Raw genomic sequence first — 21,316 nt, forward strand, 5'->3', positions numbered from 1 at the left:
AGCCAGATTGGCAGCCTGGTCGCGACCCACCCTCCAGGAAGGACCCGATGACCACGACCACCGCGGCAGCGGTCATGAGCCCGGCCCAGGCCACCGAGTTCCGCGAGGCGTTCGCGCGCATCGTGGACAACGTGGGCCGTGCCGTCCTCGGCAAGGCCGACGTCGTCCGGCTCGTGGTCACCGCGCTGCTCGCCGGCGGCCACGTGCTGCTCGAGGACTACCCCGGCACCGGCAAGACCCAGCTGGCCCGCGCGCTCGGCCAGAGCCTGCGCACGAGCACCAGCCGCATCCAGTTCACCCCCGACCTGCTGCCCTCGGACGTCACCGGGGTCTCGATCTTCGACCCGCGCACCCAGACCTTCGCCTTCCACCGCGGGCCCGTCTTCGCCGGCGTCGTCCTCGCCGACGAGATCAACCGCGCCTCGCCCAAGACCCAGGCGGCGCTGCTGGAGGTCATGGAGGAGGGACGGGTCACGGTCGACGGCGTGGCGCACCCGGTCGGCGAGCCGTTCGTCGTCCTCGCCACCCAGAACCCGGTGGAGCAGGCCGGCACGTACCGCCTGCCCGAGGCCCAGCTGGACCGGTTCCTCGTCAAGACCTCGATCGGCTACCCCGACCACGCCGCCGCCGTCGAGATCCTCGCCGGCGCCGCCGTGCGCGACCGGGCCGCCGCCGTCGAGCCGGTGGTCACCGGCGAGGAGGTCGCCGAGCTGGTGCGCCTGGCCGGGACCGTGCACGTCGAGCCCGCCGTGCTCGGCTACGTCGCGACGCTGGCCGAGGAGACCCGGCGCGCGCCCGGCGTCGCGCTCGGGGTGTCCGTGCGCGGGGCCCTCGCGCTGGTCCGCGCGGCCAAGACCTGGGCGGCGGCGCACGGGCGCGGCTACGTGGTGCCCGACGACGTCAAGGACCTCGCCCACCCCGTGCTCGCCCACCGGCTGGTGCTCGACCCGGAGGCCGAGTTCGACGGCGCCACCGCCGCCGAGGCCCTCGACGCGGTCCTCGCCGCGGTCCCGGTGCCCACCGAGCGGTGAGCGCGCCGGGCGCCGCGGCGCGTGAGCTGGGCACCGCCGGGCGTGCTCTGGGGGTCCGGCCCGCGGGCTGGGTGGTCCTCGCGCTCGGCGTCACGGCGACGTCGGCGGGATGGGCCCTGGGCTGGCTGGAGCTGGTGGCGCTCGGGGCGGCCGTGCTCGCCGTGCTGGCCGCCGCGCTGGCCTTCACGCTGGGGCGCCAGCCCTACGCGGTCGACCTGCGCCTGTCGGCCCGCCGGGTGGTCGTGGGCGAACGGGCGCTCGGTGCCGTCGTCGTCCGCAACGCCGGGGCCGGGCCGGCGCTGCCGGCCCGGCTGGAGCTGCCCGTCGGGGCCGCCGAGGCCGCCTTCGTCCTCCCGGCCCTGCCGGGCGGCGGCGAGCACGAGGAGGTCCTCGCGATCCCCACCGCCCGGCGGGCGGTGATCGCCGTCGGCCCGGTCCGCTCGGTGCGCGGCGATCCGCTCGGCCTCGTGCGGCGGGCCATGACGTGGACCGACGTCCACGAGCTCTACGTCCACCCGCGCACCGTGCGTCTGGCCGCGCGCGCCGCCGGCCTGCTGCACGACCTCGAGGGCCGGCCCGCCCGCGACGTCACCACCGCGGACCTGGCGTTCCACGCGCTGCGCGAGTACCTGCCCGGCGACGACCGCCGCCACGTGCACTGGCGCAGCTCGGCGCGCACCGGCACGCTCATGGTGCGCCAGTACGAGGAGGCCCGCCGCTCGCACCTCGTCGTGGCGCTCGGCAGCGACGCGCGGGACTACGCCGGCGCCGAGGAGGTCGAGGTGGCGGTCTCGGCGGCGGCCTCCCTCGCCCTGCAGGCGTTCGCCGAGGACGCCGACCTCACCGCCCTCACCAGCGGCGCGGCGCTGCCCGCCGGGTCGCCCCGGCGCCTGCTCGACGCCCTGACCCGGCTGCAGCCGACGCCGGGCGCGGGCGGCGTCGTGGCGCTGGCGCACGCCGCCGCGCAGGTCGAGCGGGCCTCGCTCGTGGTGCTGGTGTGCGGCGCGGCCGTGCCGGTGCGCGACCTGCGCGCCGCCGGGGCGGTGCTGCCGGTCGGCGTCCGGGCGGTGGCGGTGCGGGTCGCCGGGGACGTGGGAGAGGCGTCCGCGCGCGCCGACGTCCGCCGGGTCGGGGCGATGACCGTGGCGACCATCGCCGCCCTCGGCGACCTGCCCCGCGCGCTGCGGGCGGCCGCGCGATGAGCACCGGTGCGCCCCTGCCCGACCTGCTCCGCCGGCACGGCGCCGACCTGGTCGTGCTGCCGCTCCTGGTCCTGCTCGCCCTTGTCCCGCTCGGTCCGGCCTTCGGCAGCGGCCACCTCGTCGCGGCGGCGGTCGGCGGGGTGCTCCTCGGCGCCGCCGTCGCGGTGGCCGGGGCGGTGCTGCGCTGGGGCGCGTGGACGGTGCTCGCGGCCGCGGTCGTCGTCCTCACGCTGGGCGCGGCGCTGGCGGCGCCGACGACGGCGCTGGGCGGGGTGCTCCCCACCCCGGACACCGTGGGCGCCGTCGGGCGGGGCGTGGTGACCTCCTGGAAGGAAATCGTTACCGTCCTGCCGCCGCTCGGTGCCGGCGGGGCGATGCTCACGGCGCCGTACCTGCTGGCCTTCGCGGGCACCCTCGTGGCCCTCACGGTGGCGCTGCGCACCGCGCGGCCGGCCTGGGCGCTGCTCGCGCCCGGGCTCGTGCTGCCCGCCGCCATCCTGCTCGGCACCGCCGACCCCGCCGGCGCCGCGGCCGTGGGCACCGGCGGGGCCCTGGTGGGGCTGGTGTGGGCGCGGTGGCGGACCGGGTGGCTGGACGGCGGCCGGCTGCGCGCTGCGGCGGTGCTGGTGCTCGTCGGGGCCGTGGCCGGAGGCGGGGTGGCGGCGGTGGCGTCGCCCGGGCCGCGGCTGGTGCTGCGCGACCTCCTCGAGCCGCCGCCGGACCCGCGGGACTACCCCAGCCCGCTGGCGGGGTTCCGCGGCTACGTCAAGGACCACCGCGACGAGCCGGTGCTCACCGTCGAGGGGCTGCGTGAGGGGGCCCGGGTGCGCCTGGCGGTGCTCGACGCCTACGACGGCACCGCGTGGGCCGTCTCGGGCGGGTCCGCCGCCGGCACGTTCCAGCGCGTGGGCGAGCGCATCGAGCCGGACCTGCCTGCCAGCCTCCACCGGCTGCGGGTGACGGTCGGGGAGTACGCCGGCGTGTGGGTGCCCGTGGTGGGCCGGCCCTACGACGTCGACTTCGCCGACCCCCGGCTCGGCGCGTCCTTCTACGTCAACCGCGGCACCGGCACCGGGCTGGCCGCGGCGGGGTTGCGCCCGGGGGACACCTACGACCTGCTCGCCGCGCCGGTGCGAGAGCCGACCGACTCCGAGCTCGAGGGGGCGCCCCTCGGCGAGGTGCCCCTGCCCCCGGCGCGGTACCCCGAGGTGGCCGGCACCGCCGCCGCCCGCATGCTGGCCGACGCCCGCACCCCGCTCGCGCAGATCCGCGCGATCGAGTCGGGCCTGCAGCAGGGCTACTACTCCCACGGCCTCGAGGGCGACACGCCGTCGCTGCCCGGCCACGGCGCGGCCCGGATCGACGCGCTGCTCGGGGGCGAGGCCATGGTCGGCGACGAGGAGCAGTACGCCGCCGCCATGGCGCTCATGCTCCGCGCGATCGGCATCCCCTCCCGCGTGGTCATGGGCTTCGCGCCGGCGGCCGGCGCGGCCGGGACCGTGGCGCTGACCGGCGACGACGTCACCGCGTGGGTCGAGGTGCCCTTCGAGGGGCACGGCTGGGTGCCGTTCTTCCCCACCCCGGACGAGGACCGCATCTGGCAGCAGGAGTCCCCGACGCCGCAGAACCGCCCGCAGCCGCAGGTGCTCCAGCCCCCGCCGCCGGCGCCAGAGCCCCCGGACGCCCCGCCGGCGGACCGCCGGGAGGTCGACACCGACGACGAGCCGGCGGACCACGCCGCCTGGCCGCGGGCGCTGCTCGTCGCCGCCGGGGTTGCCGGCGGGCTCCTCGTCCTCGTCTCCCCGCTGCTGCTCGTGCTGGCCATCAAGGGGCGCCGGCGCGCCCGCCGCCGAGACGGCGCCACCCCCTCCCAGCGGGTCGCCGGCGGCTGGGCCGAGCTGCTCGACGCCGCCGCCGACCTCGGCGTCGTTGTGCGCCGCGGCGCGACGCGGCAGGAGGCCGCCCGGGAGCTGGTCGGCGTCCTGGCGGTGTCGCCCGAGGTCGCCGCCCGGACGGCGGACCTGGCTGGCCGCGCCGACGCCTGCACGTTCGCCCCGGCCCAGCCGGACGACCCGGCCGTCGCGCGCTACTGGCGCGACGTGGGGGCGGTGCTCGCCGGCCTGGCGCAGACGGTGGGGCGGCGGCGCTGGTGGCGCGCACGGGTCTCGCCCCGCTCGCTGCGGCCGCCGCGCCCAGCACGGACCGCCCCGCCGGCGCACGACCGCGGGCCGGGGGACCGACGGCCGCATCGCGTACGTCTTCGCAGGTCAGAGCGGTGATGGGGAGTTGTCCCCATCACCGAGGGGCGACAACGGCCGGGTCGCCCAGGTAGGAATGAGGGCAGTGACACCGCGGGCTCCGGCCCGGGGGTCCGCCGCCCGCAGGGGGAGCGACGGGCCCGGGGGAGTCCCCGACGGCGGTGGTCACGTCGCCCGCAGGGGGAGCGACGTGCCCACCGCCGTTGTGTCTCCGGCGCCGGGTTGGGACGCCGTCGTCCCCGGATGCTGAGACGGGCCGGACCGGAACGTGACGCGACCCGCCTCGCGCGCTAACCTCACAGACGTGCGCAGGGCTCGCCCCGAGCAGCACCAGCTGCTCCTTCCGTGCCGCGACGAGGCCTCCTGAGGCCGGCTCCTCGTCGCGGCGGTTGTTGTGCCTGGCCACCCGCACAGACGACGAGGAACCCATCACGATGAAGACGCAAGGCCACATCTACGCACAGCAGCCCTCCGGCATGCCGGTGACGAAGTACCGCCCGTTCCACGAGGTCAACCCGGTCCACCTGCCCGACCGGCAGTGGCCCGCCCGCCGCACCACGCACGCCCCCCGGTGGCTGTCCACCGACCTGCGCGACGGCAACCAGGCGCTCATCGAGCCGATGAACGCCGAGCGCAAGCGCGCGATGTTCGACCTCCTGGTGAAGATGGGCTACAAGGAGATCGAGATCGGCTTCCCGGCCGCCTCCCAGACGGACTTCGACTTCGTGCGCTCGCTCGTCGAGGACGACGCCGTCCCCGAGGACGTCACCGTCTCCGTGCTCACCCAGTCCCGCCCCGAGCTCATCCACCGCACCATCGACTCGCTCGTCGGCTTCCCGCGGGCCACCGTGCACCTGTACAACGCCACCGCGCCGGTCTTCCGCGAGATCGTCTTCCGCAACGACCGCGAGGCCACCAAGGAGCTGGCCGTCGCGGGCACCCGCGAGGTCATGGCCTACGCAGAGAAGGTCCTCGGCGACGACACCGTCTTCGGGTACCAGTACTCCCCGGAGATCTTCGTCGACACCGAGATCGAGTACGCCCTCGAGGTCTCCGAGGCGGTCATCGCCACCTGGCAGCCCGACGGCGACCGTGAGCTCATCCTCAACCTGCCCGCCACCGTGGAGCGGGCCACGCCCAACGTCTACGCCGACCAGATCGAGTGGATGTGCCGGCACCTGTCGCGCCGGGACGCCGTCGCGGTGTCCCTGCACCCGCACAACGACCGCGGCACCGGCGTCGCCGCCGCCGAGCTGGGCCTGCTCGCGGGCGCCGACCGGGTGGAGGGCTGCCTGTTCGGCCAGGGCGAGCGCACCGGCAACGTCGACCTCGTCACCCTGGGCCTGAACCTGTTCAGCCAGGGCATCGACCCGATGATCGACTTCTCCGACATCGACGAGGTGCGCCGCACCGTCGAGCAGTGCACGCAGATGGACGTCCACCCGCGCCACCCCTACGGCGGCGACCTCGTCTACACCTCCTTCTCCGGCTCCCACCAGGACGCCATCAAGAAGGGCTTCACGGTGCGCGAGGAGAAGGTGGTCGCCGCGGGCGGCGAGGAGACCGCCGTCGTCTGGGAGCTGCCCTACCTCCCGATCGACCCCAAGGACGTCGGGCGCAGCTACGAGGCCGTGGTCCGGGTGAACTCCCAGTCCGGCAAGGGCGGGGTCGCCTACCTGCTGTCCTCCACCCGCCACCTGGACCTGCCGCGCCGGCTGCAGATCGAGCTGTCCGGCATCGTCCAGAAGCACACCGACGCCTACGGCGGCGAGATCGACGCCGAGCAGCTGTGGTCGATCTTCGCCGACGAGTACCTCCCGCACACCGCCGCCATGGGTCTGAAGCCCTGGGGCCGCTTCGCGCTCAAGGGCACCACGGTGACCACGGCCGGCGAGGGCACCGACGCGGTGCTCACCGTCACCCTGGTCGACGGCGGAGAGGAGAAGGTCGTCGCCGCCACCGGCAACGGCCCGATCGACGCCTTCGTCAACGCCCTGACCGAGGTCGGGGTGGACGTGCACGTGCTCGACTACGCCGAGCACGCCCTGTCCGAGGGCGGGGACGCCACCGCCGCCGCCTACCTCGAGTGCGAGGTGGACGGCCAGGTGCTGTGGGGGGTGGGCATCGACCCGTCCACGATGACCGCCTCGTTCAAGGCGATCGTCTCCGCAGTCAACCGCGCCGAGCGCTGACCACGCCGTCGCACGCCACCCGGCCCGCACCGTCGTCCCGCACCGGCGACGACGGCGCGGGCTGCGGGCGCCCTGCTCGCGCACCTGGGATGATGGAGCCGTGAAGCTCTACCGGGACGAGGCCGTGGTGCTGCGCACCCACAAGCTCGGGGAGGCCGACCGCATCATCACCCTGCTCACCCGCGAGCACGGCCAGGTCCGTGCGGTGGCCAAGGGGGTGCGGCGCACGACGAGCAAGTTCGGCGCCCGCCTGGAGCCGTTCGGCATCGTCGACGTCCAGCTCCACCTCGGCCGTGGCCTGGACACCATCACGCAGGTGGACACGCTCGCCCCCTACGGCCGGGCCATCTGCGCGGACTACTCGCTGTACACCACGGCGACGGCGATGGTGGAGACGGCGGGCCGGCTCACCGAGATCGAGCGCGAGCCCGCCCCGCAGCAGTACCTCCTGCTGGTCGGGGCGCTGCACGCCCTCGCCACCCGCCGGCACGCCGCCTCGCTGGTGCTCGACTCCTACCTGCTGCGCGCGCTCGCCGTCGCCGGCTGGGCGCCCAGCTGCTACGACTGCGCCCAGTGCGGGGCGGAGGGCCCGCACCGGGCGTTCAACCCGGCCCTGGGCGGGGCGCTGTGCGACAGCTGCCGCGTGCCCGGCTCGGCCGCCCCCGACCGGGAGACGGTCGCCCTGCTCGGCGCGCTGCTCTCGGGGGACTGGGCGGCGGCCGACGCCTCCGACCCGCGCCGGCGCAAGGAGGCCTCCGGCCTGGTGGCGGCCTATCTCCAGTGGCACCTGGAGCGCCAGCTGCGCTCCCTGCGGATGGTGGAGCGCGCGTGAGCGAGTTCGAGAGCACCCTGCGGACCTTCCCGGCGGCCGGCGTCCCGGACGACGGCGCCGCCTCCGCCCCGCCGGACGGCACACGCCGTCGCCGCCCGGTCCCGCCGCCCCCGCACCCGTCGGGGGAGCGGGCGCCGCGGATGGACCCGCGGTTCGTGCCCAAGCACGTCGCCGTGGTCATGGACGGCAACGGCCGGTGGGCCAACGCCCGCGGCCTGCCGCGCACCGAGGGGCACAAGGCCGGCGAGGCCGCGCTGCTGGAGGTCGTCGCCGGCGCGATCGAGCTGGGCGTCACCCACGTCTCCGCCTACGCCTTCTCCACCGAGAACTGGAAGCGCTCGCCCGAGGAGGTCCGCTTCCTCATGGGCTTCAACCGCGACGTGCTGCACCGGCGCCGGGACCAGATGGACGCCTGGGGCGTCCGGGTGCGCTGGGCCGGGCGGCGCCCGCGGCTGTGGCGCTCGGTCATCAGCGAGCTCGAGCGGGCCGAGGAGCAGACCAAGGACAACACGGTCTGCACGCTGACGATGTGCGTGAACTACGGCGGGCGGGCGGAGATCGCCGACGCCGCGAAGGCGATCGCGCAGGACGTCGCCGCCGGCCGGCTGGACCCGGCGAAGGTCACCGAGAAGACCGTGGCGCGCTACCTCGACGAGCCGGAGCTGCCCGACGTCGACATGTTCCTGCGCACCGGCGGGGAGCAGCGCACCAGCAACTTCATGCTGTGGCAGTCGGCCTACGCCGAGATGGTGTTCATCGACGACGCCTGGCCCGACGTCGACCGGCGCACCCTGTGGCGGGCCGTGGAGACCTACGCCCGCCGCGACCGCCGCTACGGCGGCGCCGTGGACAAGCCGGTCGGCCTCTAGCCGGCGGCGTCCCCGCGGGCAGGAGACAGGTCGGCGGCGGGCCCACCCGCGGGGGCGGGGCTCGCCCCGGGGGCGCGGTGGCGGCGTCGCACCAGCACGCTCGCGACGATGACCACGGCCACCGCCGCGATGCCCGCCAGGCCCCACGGCGAGCCGGCGGCCGCCGCGAGGGCCGCGTCCCACACGGCGAAGCCGATGGTGGAGTAGATGGCCGCCCACGCCAGCGCGCCGGGTACCTGCGCCAGGGAGTAGCGCGGCCAGGAGATGCGCAGCACCCCCGCGGCGGCGTTGACCATGGTCTGGAACCCCACGGTGAGGTAGGAGAAGGGGACCACCACGAGCCCCCAGCGCCGGATGGCCGCGATGCCGCGTGCGGTGCCCTCGCCCTGCAGCCACGCGTGCGCGCGCAGCCGCCACCCGCCGCTGGGGTGGGTGTGGCGCAGCGCCTGCTCCGTCACCAGCCGCCCGAGCCAGTAGGTCCCCTGACCGCGCAGCGTGGCGCCGAGGTACAGGAACACGAAGACCAGCCAGAACGGCCAGCTCGCCAGGAACTCCGGCACTCGCTCCTCCTCCCGGGCCCCGCCCTCAGCTCTGGTACTCCTGCGCGGCGCACGCCGCGCAGGTGCCGAACAGCTCGGCGGTGTGGTCCACGGCGACGAAGCCGTGCTCGCGCGCCACCCGCGCCGCCCAGCGTTCCACCGGCTCGCCGCCCACCTCCACCGTACGACCGCACGAGCGGCACACCAGGTGGTGGTGGTGCTCCTGGCGGGCGCAGCGCCGGTACAGGCTCTCGCCGTCGTCCATCCGCAGCACGTCGACCTCGCCGGCCTCGGCCAGGGACTGCAGCGTGCGGTAGACCGTGGCCAGCCCCACGGTCTGCCCGCCCTCGCGCAGCATCTCGTGCAACTGCTGGGCGCTGCGGAAGTCCTGCGTCTGGGCGAGCAGGTCGCTCACCGCCGAGCGCTGGCGCGTCATCCTCAACATCACACGGCCTCCTTGACCTCGACGTCGTCCTCCACGTCCACGTGCGGCTCTCCGGCCCGTGGCCCGCGCACGAGGACCGGGCGCAGCGCGGCGACGACGGCGTAGGTCAGCACGGCCAGCACGACGATCGTCGCGCCGGGGGACAGCGGCAGGAAGTAGGTGACGGTCAGCCCGACGACGCTCACGGCCGCCCCGATCACCATCGCGACCGTCATCGTGGTCCGGAAGGAGCGGGCCAGGAGCTGAGAGATCGCCACCGGCACGATCATCACGGCCGAGACGAGCAGCACCCCGACCACCCGCATCGACACCGACACGGTCATCGCCGCCATGACCGCGACGAGGATGTTCAGCCCGCGCACGGGCAGCCCGCTGGCCCGGGCGTACTCCTCGTCGTGGCTCAGCGCGAACAGCGCCGGGCGCAGCCCGAGACCCGCGCCGAGGATGAGCACGGCGAGCCCGACGGTGAGCCACACGTCCGTCACCGACACCGTGGAGATGGACCCGAACAGGTAGCTGTTGAGGTTCGCCGTCGTCCCGCCGGCGATGCCGATGATCAGCACGCCGCCGGCGATGCCGCCGTAGAAGAGCAGCGCGAGGGCGAGGTCGCCGGTGGTCTTGCCACGGGCCCGGACCACCTCGATGAGCACCGCACCGGCGATGGCGGCGACGATCGCCCCCGGGACGGCGAGGACGTCGCGCGGGGTCAGCCCGGCGAGACTGCCGGCGAGCCAGCCGACGGCGACGCCGGTGAGCGCCACGTGCCCGATGCCGTCGCCGAGCAGGGCCAGGCGCCGCTGGACGAGGTAGGTGCCCATCACCGGGGCGGAGACGCCGACGAGCACCGCCACCAGCAGCGCGCGCTGCATCAGCGGCGTGGACAGCATGAGCACGAGCGTGTCGACGAATCCCATCACAGCTCCACGTGGAGGTTGGGCACGTGCGCGGGACGGTGGCCCGCGTCCTCGTGCGGGTGGACGTGGTCGTGCCCGGGCGCGTCGTGGCCCGCCGTGGGGGAGGGGCTGACGCCGTCGTGGACCACGCGCCCATGGCGCAGAACGATCGCCCGCTCGAGCAGCGGGCCGAGCTCGCCGAGCTCGTGCAGGACGACGAGGATCGTCGTGCCGCGCGCGTGCAGCGCCTCCAGGGTGGCCGCGAGGGCGTCCTTGGAGCGCTTGTCGATGCCGGCCAGCGGCTCGTCGAGGATGAGCAGGTCGGGGTCGCGCACCAGCGCGCGGGCGATGAGCACCCGCTGGTGCTGCCCGCCGGAGAACACCTGCACGCTGTCGCCGGCCCGGTCGGCGAGGCCGACCTGGTCGAGGGCGGCCAGGGCGCGCCGGCGCGCCCCGCGCGGCAGGCGCAGGCGCTGGTTGTCGATCAGCCCGGAGACGACCACCTCGAGGGCGGTGGCCGGCACGCCCGCGCCGGAGGTCACCCGCTGGGGCACGTACCCGATGCGGTTCCAGGGCACCGAGTGACGGGCGGTGACGTCCTGCCCGAACAGCCGGGCGTGGCCGTGGGCGATCGGCACGACGCCGACGAGGGACTTCACGAGGGTGGACTTGCCCGAGCCGTTGGCGCCGAGCAGCGCGACGATCTCCCCGGGCCGGACGGTGAAGGACACCCCGCGCAGGATGGTCGAGGCGCCGAGGACCACGCCAAGGTCCTCGACGGCCACGGGGGCGCCGTCGGGAGGCGGGGCGTCCGGGCGGGCGCCGTCGGTCTGGGTGCCGTCGGCGCCGGCGCGGTGGCGGGTCATGCGCATCGCAGCGCCTCCTGGAGTGCCTCGAGGTTGTGGTGCATGGCCTCGCGATAGTCCACCTGGGTGTTGAGCTGGACGTCGAGGGGGTCGAGCAGAGCGACGTGGAGGCCGAGATCCTCGGCGAGCGTCGTGGCGATGGCCGAGAAGCCCGGTTCGGCGAAGATGGTGCGCACCCCGTGCGCCCGGACGTCGGCGGCGATCTGGGCGACGCGGGCGGGGGAGGGCTCGGACTCGGGGTCGAGCCCGGTGACGGGCACCTGGGCGAGGTCGTAGCGCTCGGCGAGGTAGCCGTACGCCTGGTGGGACACGACGATCGTGCGGCTGGCGCAGTGGGCCAGCCCGGCGGCGAGCTCCGCGTCCAGCGCCTCCTGCTGCGCGGTGAACCTGGCGGCGTTGGCGTGGTAGTCGGCGGCGTGGGCGGGGTCGAGGCGCGCCAGCTCGTCGGCGACGGCGAGGCCGACGTCGCTCAGCCGGAGCGGGTCGAGCCAGAAGTGCGGGTCGGCCGTGCCGTGGTCGTGCCCGTGGTCGTCGTCGTGGCCGGATTGCGGGCCCTGCTCCGCCGCGTGCGCGACGGCGTGGTCGTCGCCCGCGTGCGCGGCGGCGTCCTCCTCCGCGGGCGTGAGCAGGTGCGCGGGCCCGGCGACGTCCAGCGCCGTCGGCCGCGTCTGCGTCACGGCGTCGTCGACGGCGGCCTGGAACCCCGAGAGGTAGACGACCAGGTCCGCGGCGTCGAGCCGGGCGACGGTGTACGGGGAGAGCTCGAGGTCGTGGGCATCCACGCCCGGCGGGGTGACGGAGCGGACCTCGACGTGGTCCCCGCCCACCTGGGCCGTGACGTACTGCAGCGGGTAGATCGCGGCCATGACCTGCAGCGGGCCGTTGTCGGGGCCGGCCTCCCGCGCCGGGCTGCACCCGGCGAGCAGCGCGCCGACGGCGACGAGCAGTGCCGCGGCGCGCCGGAAGGTCGTCATGAGGATCATTCTCAGCGGAGATGAGAACCATGGTCAACTCTGCGTGGTGTGGGCGCCGCCACGATCGCGCTCGGCCCGGCCCGGGCTGGCGCGGCGCGGGGACACCGCCCCTGGATGGGCCGGGCGGTGCGCGCCCCACCCTCACCGAGGTCGCGGTCGGCAGCCAGATCCGCCCCTGGGGCGGCCGGGCACGGCGGGCCGGATGTGACCCCGGGCGGCCGGGCACGGCGGGCCGGATGTGACCCCGGGCGGCGGGCCGGCGGGCCGGATCTGACCCGGACAGGGGCGGCATGGTTAGGTGGGGGCACCGTGGGCGGGCCGCAACCATGCGCCGTCCCGCCCGTCGCCCACGCCACCCAGGCGCGGGTCCGATGCCCGCACCCGCCAGGTGCGGGCCCGCACGATGAACCGGAGTGAAACCAGTGGCCGCACCCTCGCGACTCGACAACGTCATCAACCTCGCCAAGCGGCGGGGCTTCGTCTACCCCGCGGGGGAGATCTACGGCGGGACCCGCTCCGCCTGGGACTACGGACCGCTCGGCGTCGAGCTCAAGGAGAACATCAAGAAGCAGTGGTGGCGTGCCATGGTCACCTCCCGCGAGGACGTCGTGGGCCTGGACTCCTCGGTCATCCTGCCGCGCCAGGTGTGGGTGGCCTCCGGGCACGTGGGGGTGTTCACCGACCCGCTCACCGAGTGCCTGAGCTGCCACAAGCGCTTCCGCGCCGACCAGATGGAAGAGGAGTACGAGGAGAAGAAGGGCCACGCCCCGGCCAACGGCCTCGCCGACATCGCCTGCCCCAACTGCGGCACCCGCGGGCAGTGGACCGAGCCGCGCGACTTCAACATGATGCTCAAGACCTACCTCGGCCCCGTCGAGGACGAGACCGGGCTGCACTACCTGCGCCCGGAGACGGCGCAGGGCATCTTCGTCAACTTCGCGAACGTCATGACCTCGGCCCGCAAGAAGCCGCCGTTCGGCATCGGCCAGATCGGCAAGTCCTTCCGCAACGAGATCACCCCCGGCAACTTCATCTTCCGCACGCGCGAGTTCGAGCAGATGGAGATGGAGTTCTTCGTCGAGCCCGGCACGGACGCGGAGTGGCACCAGTACTGGATCGACACGCGCACGCGGTGGTACACGGAGCTCGGCATCGACGCCGCGAACCTGCGTCACTACGAGCACCCGCAGGAGAAGCTCTCCCACTACTCCACGCGCACGGTCGACATCGAGTACCGCTTCGGCTTCCAGGGCAGCGAATGGGGCGAGCTCGAGGGCATCGCCAACCGCACCAACTTCGACCTCACGACCCACTCGGAGCACTCCGGGCAGGACCTCAGCTACTTCGACCAGGCCAAGAACGAGCGCTGGGTGCCCTACGTCATCGAGCCGGCGGCAGGCCTGACCCGCTCGCTCATGGCCTTCCTGGTGGACGCCTACACCGAGGACGAGGCGCCCAACACCAAGGGCGGGGTGGACAAGCGCACCGTGCTGCGCCTGGACCCGCGCCTGGCCCCGGTCAAGGCCGCGGTGCTGCCGCTCTCGCGCAACGAGCGGCTCTCGCCGGTGGCCCGGGACCTCGCGCAGGAGCTGCGCCGGTACTGGAACGTCGATTTCGACGACGCCGGCGCGGTCGGCCGGCGCTACCGCCGCCAGGACGAGGTCGGCACCCCGTTCTGCATCACCGTCGACTTCGACTCCCTCGAGGACCAGGCCGTCACGGTGCGCGAGCGCGACAGCATGAGCCAGGAGCGCATCGGCCTGGACCAGGTGCGCGGTTACCTCGCCGAGCGCCTGCCCGGCTGCTGACCGTCCGCGCCGCGACCGGATGCGCATCTGGTCGCGGCGCGCTCGGTGGTCCTGCCCGGCGCCTGCGCGCTCAAGTCCGGTGCGCCAGCGGTGCCCTCGCACCGGCGCCGGCCCGGACGGGCCGATCGGCCCGCGTGCGCGGCCCTGAGGTGGTAGACCGGCCGTGGGGCCGCGCCGGTGCGGCAAGGGACGTCGGAGGTGAGCACGATGGCGGTGTCGGGAGCCGGCCGTGGCCGGGCCGCGGTCCGGGCGGGGCTTGGACTGCTGGCCGCCCTCGCGCTGGCCGGCTGCACGGCGTCGTCGAACTCTGACGGGAGCACGCCGCCGCAGCCGGCGCCCACGCAGCCGACAACCACACAACCGGCGACGCAACCGGCGACGCCCTCGCCGCCTGCGGAGCCGACGGCGAGCCCGGACGACAGCACCCGGCCCCCGACCGCCGGCGGATGCCCGGCCACCGGCGCGACCGTGCCCCAGGGGGCGGCGTCGAAGCCGACCGTCGACCTCGACGGCGACGGCGCGGCGGACACCCTGTGGCTGTCGGCCGGGGTGCCACGGATCCTGGGGGTGCGCACCCACTCCGGCGCGGTGTTCTCGGTCGAGTTCTCCAGCGGGGCGCCCCAGGCGGCCCGGGCCACGGGCCAGCGGCTCGCCGACGGCTCGGCGATCATCCTGCTCGACACCGGTCGCGCGGTGCCGCTCTACGCCGTCGTCGACTGCGCGATCGTCCCGACCCGCAACGTCCAGGGCCACCAGTACACCTTCGACCTCGGCTTCACCGGGTACGGCACGGGCGTGGCCTGCGAGGACCTCGGCGCGGGCGTGCAGCTCGTGGGGGTGAACGCCACCAGCGCCGACGGGGCGAGGTTCGACGTGACCCGCACGGCCATCTCCCTCGCGGCGCACGGGATGAAGGCGACGAACGGGCGGACCACGACCGTCGCCACGGCCGTGCCCCCGGACGACCCCGCGGTCGCGGCCGCGCACGAGGTCAGTTGCGCCGGCGCGCCGCCGCCGGTCGTCGAGCCCTGACCTGGTCGCAGCCGGAATGGCAGGGGAGTCGCGCGGGACGGACGAATTGGTCGCAGGTCACAGAGCGGTCGGGTTGGGCGCTCCGGACCCCTCGGGGACAATGACCCGGTGACTGAGCTGCAGATCGGCGCCGTGCGCCTGGGGAGCCCGGTGGTCCTCGCCCCGATGGCTGGGGTGACCAACCCGCCGTTCCGGCAGCTGTGCCGGGCGGCGGGGGTGGACGGGCTGCGCGCGGCCACCGGCACCGCGCCCGCGGCCGCGCCGGCCAACGGCACCCACGCGCCCGCCGGGCTGTACGTCACGGAGATGATTACCTCCCGGGCACTCGTCGAGCGCACTCCCGAGACGATGCGGATGATCACCCCCGACCCCGCCGAGCCGGTCCGCTCGGTCCAGCTCTACGGCGTCGACCCCGCCACCATCGCCGCGGCCATCCGCATCCTGGTGGCCGAGGACCGCGCCGACCACGTCGACCTCAACTTCGGCTGCCCGGTGCCCAAGGTCACCCGCAAGGGCGGCGGCGGCGCCCTGCCGTGGAAGCGGGACCTGTTCGACGGCATCGTCACCGACGCCGTCGCGGCGGCGCGCGAGGCCTCCGCGGGCCGTGACCACGAGGTGCCGGTGACCGTCAAGATGCGCATGGGCATCGACGACGACCATCTCACCTACCTCGACGCCGGCCGGCTGGCCGAGCGCGCCGGCATCGCTGCGGTGGCCCTGCACGCCCGCACCGTGGCCCAGCACTACTCCGGACAGGCCCGCTGGGAGCACATCGCCCGGCTCAAGGAGGCCGTGACCACCATCCCGGTGCTCGGCAACGGCGACGTCTGGTCCGCCGAGGAGGCCGAGGAGATGATGGCGCGCACCGGCTGCGACGGCGTCGTCGTCGGGCGCGGCTGCCAGGGCCGGCCGTGGCTGTTCACCGACCTCGTCGCCGCCGCGCACGGCTCCGGCGTCCGGGTCCGGCCCGGGCTGCGGGAGGTGGCGGCCGTCATCCGCCGCCACGCCGAGCTCATGGTCGAGCACTTCGGCGAGGAGGGCCGGGCGCTGCGCGAGATGCGCAAGCACATGGCCTGGTACCTCAAGGGCTACGTCGTCGGCGGCCCGACCCGCCACGACCTCGGCCTGGTCTCCTCCCTCGCCGAGCTCGACGAGCGGCTCGCCGCCCTCGACCTCGACCAGCCCTACCCCGGCGAGGGCGCCGAGGGCCCGCGCGGGCGGGCGGGCAGCGCGAAGCAGCCGCACCTGCCCGACGGCTGGCTCACCAGCCGCGACATCGACGCCGACCTACGCGCCATGCTCGCCGAGGCCGAGCTGTCGGTCTCCGGCGGCTGAGCCGCCGGGCGGCGCGCTCAGCGCGCGAGCCACACCGTGGTGTCCGTGGGCACGAGCGTGGCGCCGTCGGCCTCGATCAGCTCGCCGCTGGCCACGAGCACGCGGTGGCCGGCCGGCAGCCGCGCCGGCGTCGCGCCGAGGTTGGTGACCACGACGACGTCCCCGCGCGCGCCGTCGGCCGGGCCGTTGACGAACGCGACGACGTCGGGACCGAAGCCCGGCGCCCAGGCGAGCGAGCCGAGCCCCAGGCCCAGCTCGCGGCGCAGGCGCAGCGTCGTGCGGTACAGCTCCAGGGTCGAGCCCGCCTGGCCGGTCTGGGCGTCGACGGCGTAGCGCGCCCAGCCCGCCGGCTGCGGCAGCCAGGCGGCGCCGGTAGGGGAGAAGCCGAACGCCGGCGCGGCCGCCTCCCACGGCAGCGGCACCCGGCACCCGTCGCGGCCCTTCTCGGCGCCCCGGGTGCGAAAGAAGGCCGGGTCCTGGCGGGCGTCGTCGGGCAGCGCGGTGTGCTCGGGCAGACCGAGCTCCTCGCCCTGGTAGAGGTAGGCCGAGCCGGGCAGGCCGAGCATGAGCAGGGTGGCGGCGCGGGCGCGGCGCAGCCCGAGCGCGGCGTCGGGCTGGGGGTCCTCGGCCCCGATGCCGTTGGGGCCCTTGCCGGTGGCCTCGAGCCCGAGCCGGGAGGCGTGGCGCACGACGTCGTGGTTGGACACCACCCAGGTGGTGGGGGCGCCGACGGCGTCGTTAGCGGCGAGGGAGGCCGAGACGACCGCGCGCAGCTCCTGGGCGTGCCAACGCGAGACGAGGAAGGCGAAGTTGAACGCCTGGTGCATCTCGTCCGAGCGGACGTACCTGGCGAGCCGCTCGAGCGGGTCCACCCACGCCTCGGCGACGAGGACGCGCTCGCCCGGGTAGCCGTCCACCACCCGGCGCCAGGCGCGGTAGATCTCGTGGACCCCGTCCTGGTCGAACATCGGCGGCCGGGCGCCCTGGTGCGCGGAGGCGGCCGGGCCGTCGTCGTCGGTGCCCTCGACCATCGTGACGTGGCCGGTCCAGTCGGGCAGGCCCTGGGCCTTGACCAGGCCGTGGGCGACGTCGACCCGGAAGCCGTCGACGCCCCGGTCGAGCCAGAACCGCAGCACGTCCTCGAACTCGGCGTGCACCTCGGTGTTCTCCCAGCTGAGGTCCGGCTGGGCGGCGTCGAAGAGGTGCAGGTACCACTGCCCGTCGCCGGCCCAGGCCGAGCCGGCCGCGTCCGGGCGGTCGCACACCCGCGTCCAGGCCGGTCCGCCGAAGACCGACTCCCAGTTGTTCGGCGGCTCCTCGCCCGTCTCGCCGAGCCCCTCGCGGAAGACGTAACGCGCCCGCTCGGGGCTGCCCGGGCCCGCGGCGAGGGCCTGGCGAAACCAGGCGTGCTGGTCGGAGGTGTGGTTGGGGACGAGGTCGACGATCACCCGCAGGCCGAGCTCGTGGGCGCGGGCGAGCAGCGCGTCGGCGTCGGCCAGGGTGCCGAAGCGCGGGTCGACGTCGCGGTAGTCCGCCACGTCGTAGCCGCCGTCGGCCTGCGGCGAGCGGTAGAACGGGGAGAGCCACAGGGCGTCGACGCCCAGACGGGCCAGGTGCTCCAGGCGGGCGGTGATGCCGCGCAGGTCGCCCATGCCGTCGCCGTCGGAGTCGGCGAAGGAGCGCGGGTAGACCTGGTAGATCACCGCCTGGCGCCACCACTGCGCCGCGGCCCCGGCGGGGTGGACGAGCGTGCTGGCGGCGGCGGTGGTCTCGACGGTCACGGTTCTCCAGGCAGGTCGGTCGCGCGGGGCGCGAGGGGACGGGCTCGAGGGTCGGCCGGCCACGCTATGCCGGACGGGGACCGGGTGTCCAGGCGGCTACCGGGCCCTCAGACCGCCACAGCGCCGCGCAGTGCGGACGCCGCCGCCGGCGACCCGCGCACGATGAGCTCGGGCACGAACAGCAGGTCACCGCGCGGCACCGAGGCCCCGCCCATCTCGGTGACCAGCGTGGTCACGGCCGCCTGGCACATGGCGGCGACCGCCTGGCAGATGGTCGTCAGCGGCGGGTCCGTGAACGCGATGAGCGCCGAGTCGTCGTAGCCGATCACCGACAGGTCCTGCGGCACCCGCAGCCCGCACGAGCGGGCCGCCCGCACCACGCCGAGCGACATGAACAGGGCCGGCGACGTCGAGGTCGATCGCCGTGGCCTCGCGGAAGCCGTCGCGCTTGCGCCGGGCCGGCACGAACCGGTCCGGTCCGACGGCCAGCCCGACCCTGCGGTGGCCCTGGGAGGCCAGGTGGCGCACGGCGAGGTCGATGCTGCGCCGGGCGCGGGGACCGCGCCGGGTCCGCCGCGTCAGGACACGGCCAGCCACACCGTGGTGTCCGCCGGCACGCTCACCTCGCCGCCCGCCGGCGCCGGCAGGTCGGCGCTGGCGTGGAGGATCTCCCGCTCGGCGGGAACGACCACCGTGCCGGGGCCGAGGTTCACCAGCACGAGCACCTCGCGGTTGAGGAAGGCCAGCGTGCCCGCGGGGGAGTCGACCCAACCCACCGGTCCGGTGCCCAGGCGCAGCTCGTCGCGCAGGCGCAGCCCGCGGCGGTAGCGCTCGAAGCCGGTGTCCGGCCGGCCCTTCTGCGCCGCGACGGCCGCCGCGGTCGCCCGCACGGCGGCGGCGACGTCGCCGTCCTGGCGCACGCCCACGGCCTCGCCCAGGTGCAGGTAGGCGGTGCCGGGCAGGGCGAGCATGAGCGCGGCCGCGGCGTCGTGCCGGCGCCGGAGCGCCGCGTGGGCGAGGTCCCCCCACTCGGCGGGGGCGGCCAGCGCCGCGGTCGCCAGCGTCCACCCCGCGGGCGCCCCGACCGGGTCCCGCAGCGCGTAGGCGTCGGTGATCGTGGCGCGCAGCGGCTCGGGGCGCCACGGGGTGACCACGAGGCGGTCGTCGCGGGTGATGTGGAGCCAGTCCTCGTGCAGGTGGGAGGCCAGGGCCGCCCGGTCCCGGGCGGTGCCGCCGCCGGTGAGGATGACGTCCTCGCCGTGCTCGGCGATCAGTGCGTGCAGCGCGCCGAGCTCGATGCCCGCGTGGGCGTGAGGGCCGAGCGGGGGCACCGGGCGGCTCGCCGAGATGAGGTCGATGCCGTCGATGCCGCGGTGCAGCCATGCGGTGCAGCGGGCGAGGTGCCAGGCGGCGGCGTCGGTCTGTGGCGGGGCGTCGGTGCCGGCGAGGGCGACGAGGACCTTGATGCCGCGCTGGTGGGCGCGGCGCACGAACTCCTCCACGACGCCGCGCGCCGGCTCCGCGCCGGGGTCGAGGCCCGGGCAGTGCACCTCTATGGCGTCCGCCCCCAGGCGCGCGACGTGGGAGATCTCCGCCGCGAGCGCCTCCAGGCCGGGAAGGTCCGTCTCCCCGCGGACCTGGAGGACGACGGCGTGCTGCCACCAGGAGGTGGGCCGCCTCGTGCTGCGGTGGACGACGGTGGTCGTGGTGACGTCGCCGAGGGCGGGGGTCCGCTGGTCGCCGCGCGGCTGCTCGCCGGGCGCCGCCTGCGCCGTCGTCTCGTGGTCCGTCACGGCGCCATTGTGGACCACGCGCCGTCGGGGCACCCGCCATCCCGTAGGCTCCTGGCGTGCCCCAGGAGCCGTCAGCCCTCGATCATGGCGTCCGGGCTCACGCCGCGGGCGAGGCCCGCCGCCCGGAGGCCTACACCCGCCGCGACCGCGAGCGCCGGTGGCCCGAGCCGGCGAAGAACCCCCGGCGCACCGCGTTCGAGAGGGACCGGGCGCGGGTGCTCCACTCTTCGGCGCTGCGCCGGCTGGGCGCCAAGACGCAGGTGCTCGGCCCGGCCAGCGACGACTTCGTCCGCACCCGGCTGACCCACTCCCTCGAGGTGGCCCAGGTGGGCCGGGAGCTGGGCAAGGCGCTGGGCTGCGACCCCGACGTCGTCGACGCCGCGTGCCTGTCCCACGACCTGGGCCACCCGCCCTTCGGTCACAACGGCGAACGGGCGCTGGACGAGGTCGCCGCGGGGATCGGCGGGTTCGAGGGCAACGCCCAGACCCTGCGGCTGCTCACCCGCCTGGAGCCGAAGACCTTCGCCGACGACGGCGCCAGCGCCGGCCTCAACCTCACGCGCGCGAGCCTGGATGCGGCCACGAAGTATCCGTGGCGCCGCGGCGACGGGCCGGCCCGGCCGGACGGCACCCCGACGCGCAAGTTCGGGGTCTACGAGGACGACCTGCCCGTCTTCGACTGGCTGCGCGAGGGGGCCCCGCCCGGGCGACGCTGCCTGGAGGCGCAGGTCATGGACCTCTCCGACGACATCGCCTACAGCGTGCACGACGTCGAGGACGCCATCGTCGGCGGGCGGGTGGACCTGGAGCGGGTGCGCCGGACCGAGGAGCAGCAGCGCGTGGTCGGCCAGGTGCGGGCCTGGTACGACCCGCCGGTGGACGACGACGCGCTGGGCGCGGCCATCGACCGGCTGGTGGCGCTGCCGATCTGGATGCGTGCCTTCGACGGCTCCCGGCGCGACCTCGCTGGCATCAAGAACATGACCAGCCAGCTCATCGGGCGGTTCTGCGGCGCGGCCGAGGCCGCCACCCGCGCGGCCTCCGGCGAGGGGCGGCTGACCCGCTACGCCGCCGACCTGGTGGTGCCGCCGGAGACGCTGGCCGAGATCGTCGTGCTCAAGGGCGTCGCGGCCCTGTACGTCATGGCCCCGCGCGAGCTCGAGCCCCTCTATCTGTCCCAGCGCACGATCATCTTCGACCTGGTCGACGCCCTGCTGGAGACCGGCGACCGGCACCTCGAGCCGCCCTTCGTCGCGGACTTCCACGCCGCCGCCGACGACGCGGCGCGGCTGCGGGTGGTCGTGGACCAGGTGGCCTCGCTCACCGACACCTCGGCGAATCAGTGGCACGCCCGGCTGCGGGGGATGCTCTCCGAGGTCTTCTGACCCGCGCACCGCCGGTAAGCCGGGAAGTTCGCGCCGAGATGTGGGTCCTCGGCAGCTCCTCCCGTGCCGCGCCGGCCCGGG

Annotated in this window: 18 protein-coding genes; 10 read left to right on the forward strand and 8 right to left on the reverse strand. The window is 75.5% G+C overall.

Features of this window, described 5'->3' with window-relative positions:
• Positions 1 to 47: 47 nt before the first annotated feature.
• The 6 genes from GD880_RS07170 to GD880_RS07195 all read left to right on the forward strand — a co-directional run bounded on the left by GD880_RS07170 (position 48) and on the right by GD880_RS07195 (position 8,384).
• Positions 48 to 1,031: an AAA family ATPase gene (locus GD880_RS07170; RefSeq protein ID WP_152230946.1), complete on the forward strand. Its 984-nt coding sequence runs from the start codon at positions 48 to 50 to the stop codon at positions 1,029 to 1,031.
• Positions 1,028 to 2,233 carry a DUF58 domain-containing protein gene (locus tag GD880_RS07175; protein WP_152230947.1) on the forward strand — a complete coding sequence of 402 codons (1,206 nt, stop codon included), beginning with the start codon at positions 1,028 to 1,030 and terminating at the stop codon, positions 2,231 to 2,233. The genes GD880_RS07170 and GD880_RS07175 overlap by 4 nt, the downstream gene beginning before the upstream one ends.
• Positions 2,230 to 4,512 (forward strand): transglutaminaseTgpA domain-containing protein, encoded by a 2,283-nt coding sequence (locus GD880_RS07180; protein WP_152230948.1) that lies wholly within the window; start codon positions 2,230 to 2,232, stop codon positions 4,510 to 4,512. The genes GD880_RS07175 and GD880_RS07180 overlap by 4 nt, the downstream gene beginning before the upstream one ends.
• A gap of 413 nt (positions 4,513 to 4,925) precedes the next feature.
• Positions 4,926 to 6,683 carry a 2-isopropylmalate synthase gene (gene leuA / locus GD880_RS07185; RefSeq protein ID WP_226909447.1) on the forward strand — a complete coding sequence of 586 codons (1,758 nt, stop codon included), beginning with the start codon at positions 4,926 to 4,928 and terminating at the stop codon, positions 6,681 to 6,683.
• A gap of 100 nt (positions 6,684 to 6,783) precedes the next feature.
• Complete coding sequence (gene recO / locus GD880_RS07190; protein ID WP_152230949.1) at positions 6,784 to 7,515, forward strand: DNA repair protein RecO; 732 nt, start codon at positions 6,784 to 6,786, stop codon at positions 7,513 to 7,515.
• 140 nt (positions 7,516 to 7,655) lie between these two features.
• Positions 7,656 to 8,384 carry an isoprenyl transferase gene (locus tag GD880_RS07195; protein WP_405002734.1) on the forward strand — a complete coding sequence of 243 codons (729 nt, stop codon included), beginning with the start codon at positions 7,656 to 7,658 and terminating at the stop codon, positions 8,382 to 8,384.
• Here the strand turns inward: GD880_RS07195 and GD880_RS07200 are convergent.
• Genes GD880_RS07200 through GD880_RS07220 form a run of 5 tightly spaced genes read right to left on the reverse strand, consistent with a single transcriptional unit; the run spans position 8,381 to position 12,101 of the window.
• Entirely contained in the window at positions 8,381 to 8,944 is a 564-nt protein-coding gene (locus GD880_RS07200; RefSeq protein WP_152230950.1) for a DedA family protein, read from the reverse strand. The two genes, GD880_RS07195 and GD880_RS07200, sit on opposite strands and share 4 nt — an antisense overlap.
• 25 nt (positions 8,945 to 8,969) lie before the next feature.
• Positions 8,970 to 9,368, reverse strand: coding sequence for a Fur family transcriptional regulator (locus GD880_RS07205; RefSeq protein ID WP_152230951.1), 399 nt, complete (start codon positions 9,366 to 9,368; stop codon positions 8,970 to 8,972).
• Complete coding sequence (locus tag GD880_RS07210; protein WP_152230952.1) at positions 9,368 to 10,282, reverse strand: metal ABC transporter permease; 915 nt, start codon at positions 10,280 to 10,282, stop codon at positions 9,368 to 9,370. Before GD880_RS07210 ends, GD880_RS07205 begins: the two co-directional genes overlap by 1 nt.
• The gene (locus tag GD880_RS07215) at positions 10,282 to 11,127 is read right to left on the reverse strand and encodes a metal ABC transporter ATP-binding protein (protein ID WP_152231045.1); all 846 of its coding nucleotides are present in this window, start codon (positions 11,125 to 11,127) and stop codon (positions 10,282 to 10,284) included. Before GD880_RS07215 ends, GD880_RS07210 begins: the two co-directional genes overlap by 1 nt.
• A complete protein-coding gene (locus GD880_RS07220) occupies positions 11,124 to 12,101 on the reverse strand; it encodes a metal ABC transporter substrate-binding protein (protein ID WP_193314399.1) in 978 nt (325 codons plus the stop codon). Before GD880_RS07220 ends, GD880_RS07215 begins: the two co-directional genes overlap by 4 nt.
• Positions 12,102 to 12,523: 422 nt before the next feature.
• On the opposite strand from GD880_RS07220, the gene GD880_RS07225 reads away from it, so the two are divergent.
• The 3 genes from GD880_RS07225 to dusB all read left to right on the forward strand — a co-directional run bounded on the left by GD880_RS07225 (position 12,524) and on the right by dusB (position 16,276).
• The gene (locus GD880_RS07225) at positions 12,524 to 13,909 is read left to right on the forward strand and encodes a glycine--tRNA ligase (protein WP_152230954.1); all 1,386 of its coding nucleotides are present in this window, start codon (positions 12,524 to 12,526) and stop codon (positions 13,907 to 13,909) included.
• A 468-nt stretch (positions 13,910 to 14,377) separates the two neighbouring features.
• A complete protein-coding gene (locus GD880_RS07230; RefSeq protein WP_152230955.1) occupies positions 14,378 to 14,941 on the forward strand; it encodes a hypothetical protein in 564 nt (187 codons plus the stop codon).
• Between the two features lie 108 nt (positions 14,942 to 15,049).
• Complete coding sequence (gene dusB / locus GD880_RS07235; protein ID WP_152230956.1) at positions 15,050 to 16,276, forward strand: tRNA dihydrouridine synthase DusB; 1,227 nt, start codon at positions 15,050 to 15,052, stop codon at positions 16,274 to 16,276.
• A gap of 17 nt (positions 16,277 to 16,293) precedes the next feature.
• On the opposite strand, the gene GD880_RS07240 is transcribed toward dusB, so the two are convergent.
• The 3 genes from GD880_RS07240 to GD880_RS20650 all read right to left on the reverse strand — a co-directional run bounded on the left by GD880_RS07240 (position 16,294) and on the right by GD880_RS20650 (position 19,850).
• Positions 16,294 to 18,057 (reverse strand): glycoside hydrolase family 13 protein, encoded by a 1,764-nt coding sequence (locus GD880_RS07240; RefSeq protein ID WP_226909450.1) that lies wholly within the window; start codon positions 18,055 to 18,057, stop codon positions 16,294 to 16,296.
• A gap of 107 nt (positions 18,058 to 18,164) precedes the next feature.
• Positions 18,165 to 18,449 carry a substrate-binding domain-containing protein gene (locus tag GD880_RS20645; protein WP_319593252.1) on the reverse strand — a complete coding sequence of 95 codons (285 nt, stop codon included), beginning with the start codon at positions 18,447 to 18,449 and terminating at the stop codon, positions 18,165 to 18,167.
• Positions 18,450 to 18,635: 186 nt separating this feature from the next.
• Entirely contained in the window at positions 18,636 to 19,850 is a 1,215-nt protein-coding gene (locus GD880_RS20650) for an alpha-amylase family protein (RefSeq protein ID WP_226909451.1), read from the reverse strand.
• A 56-nt stretch (positions 19,851 to 19,906) separates the two neighbouring features.
• Between GD880_RS20650 and GD880_RS07250 the strand changes: the two genes are divergently transcribed.
• Complete coding sequence (locus GD880_RS07250; protein ID WP_152230957.1) at positions 19,907 to 21,235, forward strand: deoxyguanosinetriphosphate triphosphohydrolase; 1,329 nt, start codon at positions 19,907 to 19,909, stop codon at positions 21,233 to 21,235.
• Positions 21,236 to 21,316 lie beyond the last annotated feature (81 nt).

Origin of the sequence: Georgenia ruanii, from assembly GCF_009193175.1 — a bacterium.
Lineage (GTDB): Bacteria > Actinomycetota > Actinomycetes > Actinomycetales > Actinomycetaceae > Georgenia > Georgenia ruanii.

Bases quoted from the DNA above. Each gene is read 5' to 3' on its own strand.
- GD880_RS07170 (WP_152230946.1), top strand. From the start codon at position 48: ATGACCACGACCACCGCGGCAGCGGTCATGAGCCCGGCCCAGGCCACC.
- GD880_RS07180 (WP_152230948.1), top strand. From the start codon at position 2,230: ATGAGCACCGGTGCGCCCCTGCCCGACCTGCTCCGCCGGCACGGCGCC.
- leuA (WP_226909447.1), top strand. From the start codon at position 4,926: ATGAAGACGCAAGGCCACATCTACGCACAGCAGCCCTCCGGCATGCCG.
- GD880_RS07195 (WP_405002734.1), top strand. From the start codon at position 7,656: ATGGACCCGCGGTTCGTGCCCAAGCACGTCGCCGTGGTCATGGACGGC.
- GD880_RS07205 (WP_152230951.1), bottom strand. From the start codon at position 9,368: ATGTTGAGGATGACGCGCCAGCGCTCGGCGGTGAGCGACCTGCTCGCC.
- GD880_RS07210 (WP_152230952.1), bottom strand. From the start codon at position 10,282: ATGGGATTCGTCGACACGCTCGTGCTCATGCTGTCCACGCCGCTGATG.
- GD880_RS07215 (WP_152231045.1), bottom strand. From the start codon at position 11,127: ATGACCCGCCACCGCGCCGGCGCCGACGGCACCCAGACCGACGGCGCC.
- GD880_RS07220 (WP_193314399.1), bottom strand. From the start codon at position 12,101: ATGACGACCTTCCGGCGCGCCGCGGCACTGCTCGTCGCCGTCGGCGCG.
- GD880_RS20645 (WP_319593252.1), bottom strand. From the start codon at position 18,449: ATGTCGCTCGGCGTGGTGCGGGCGGCCCGCTCGTGCGGGCTGCGGGTG.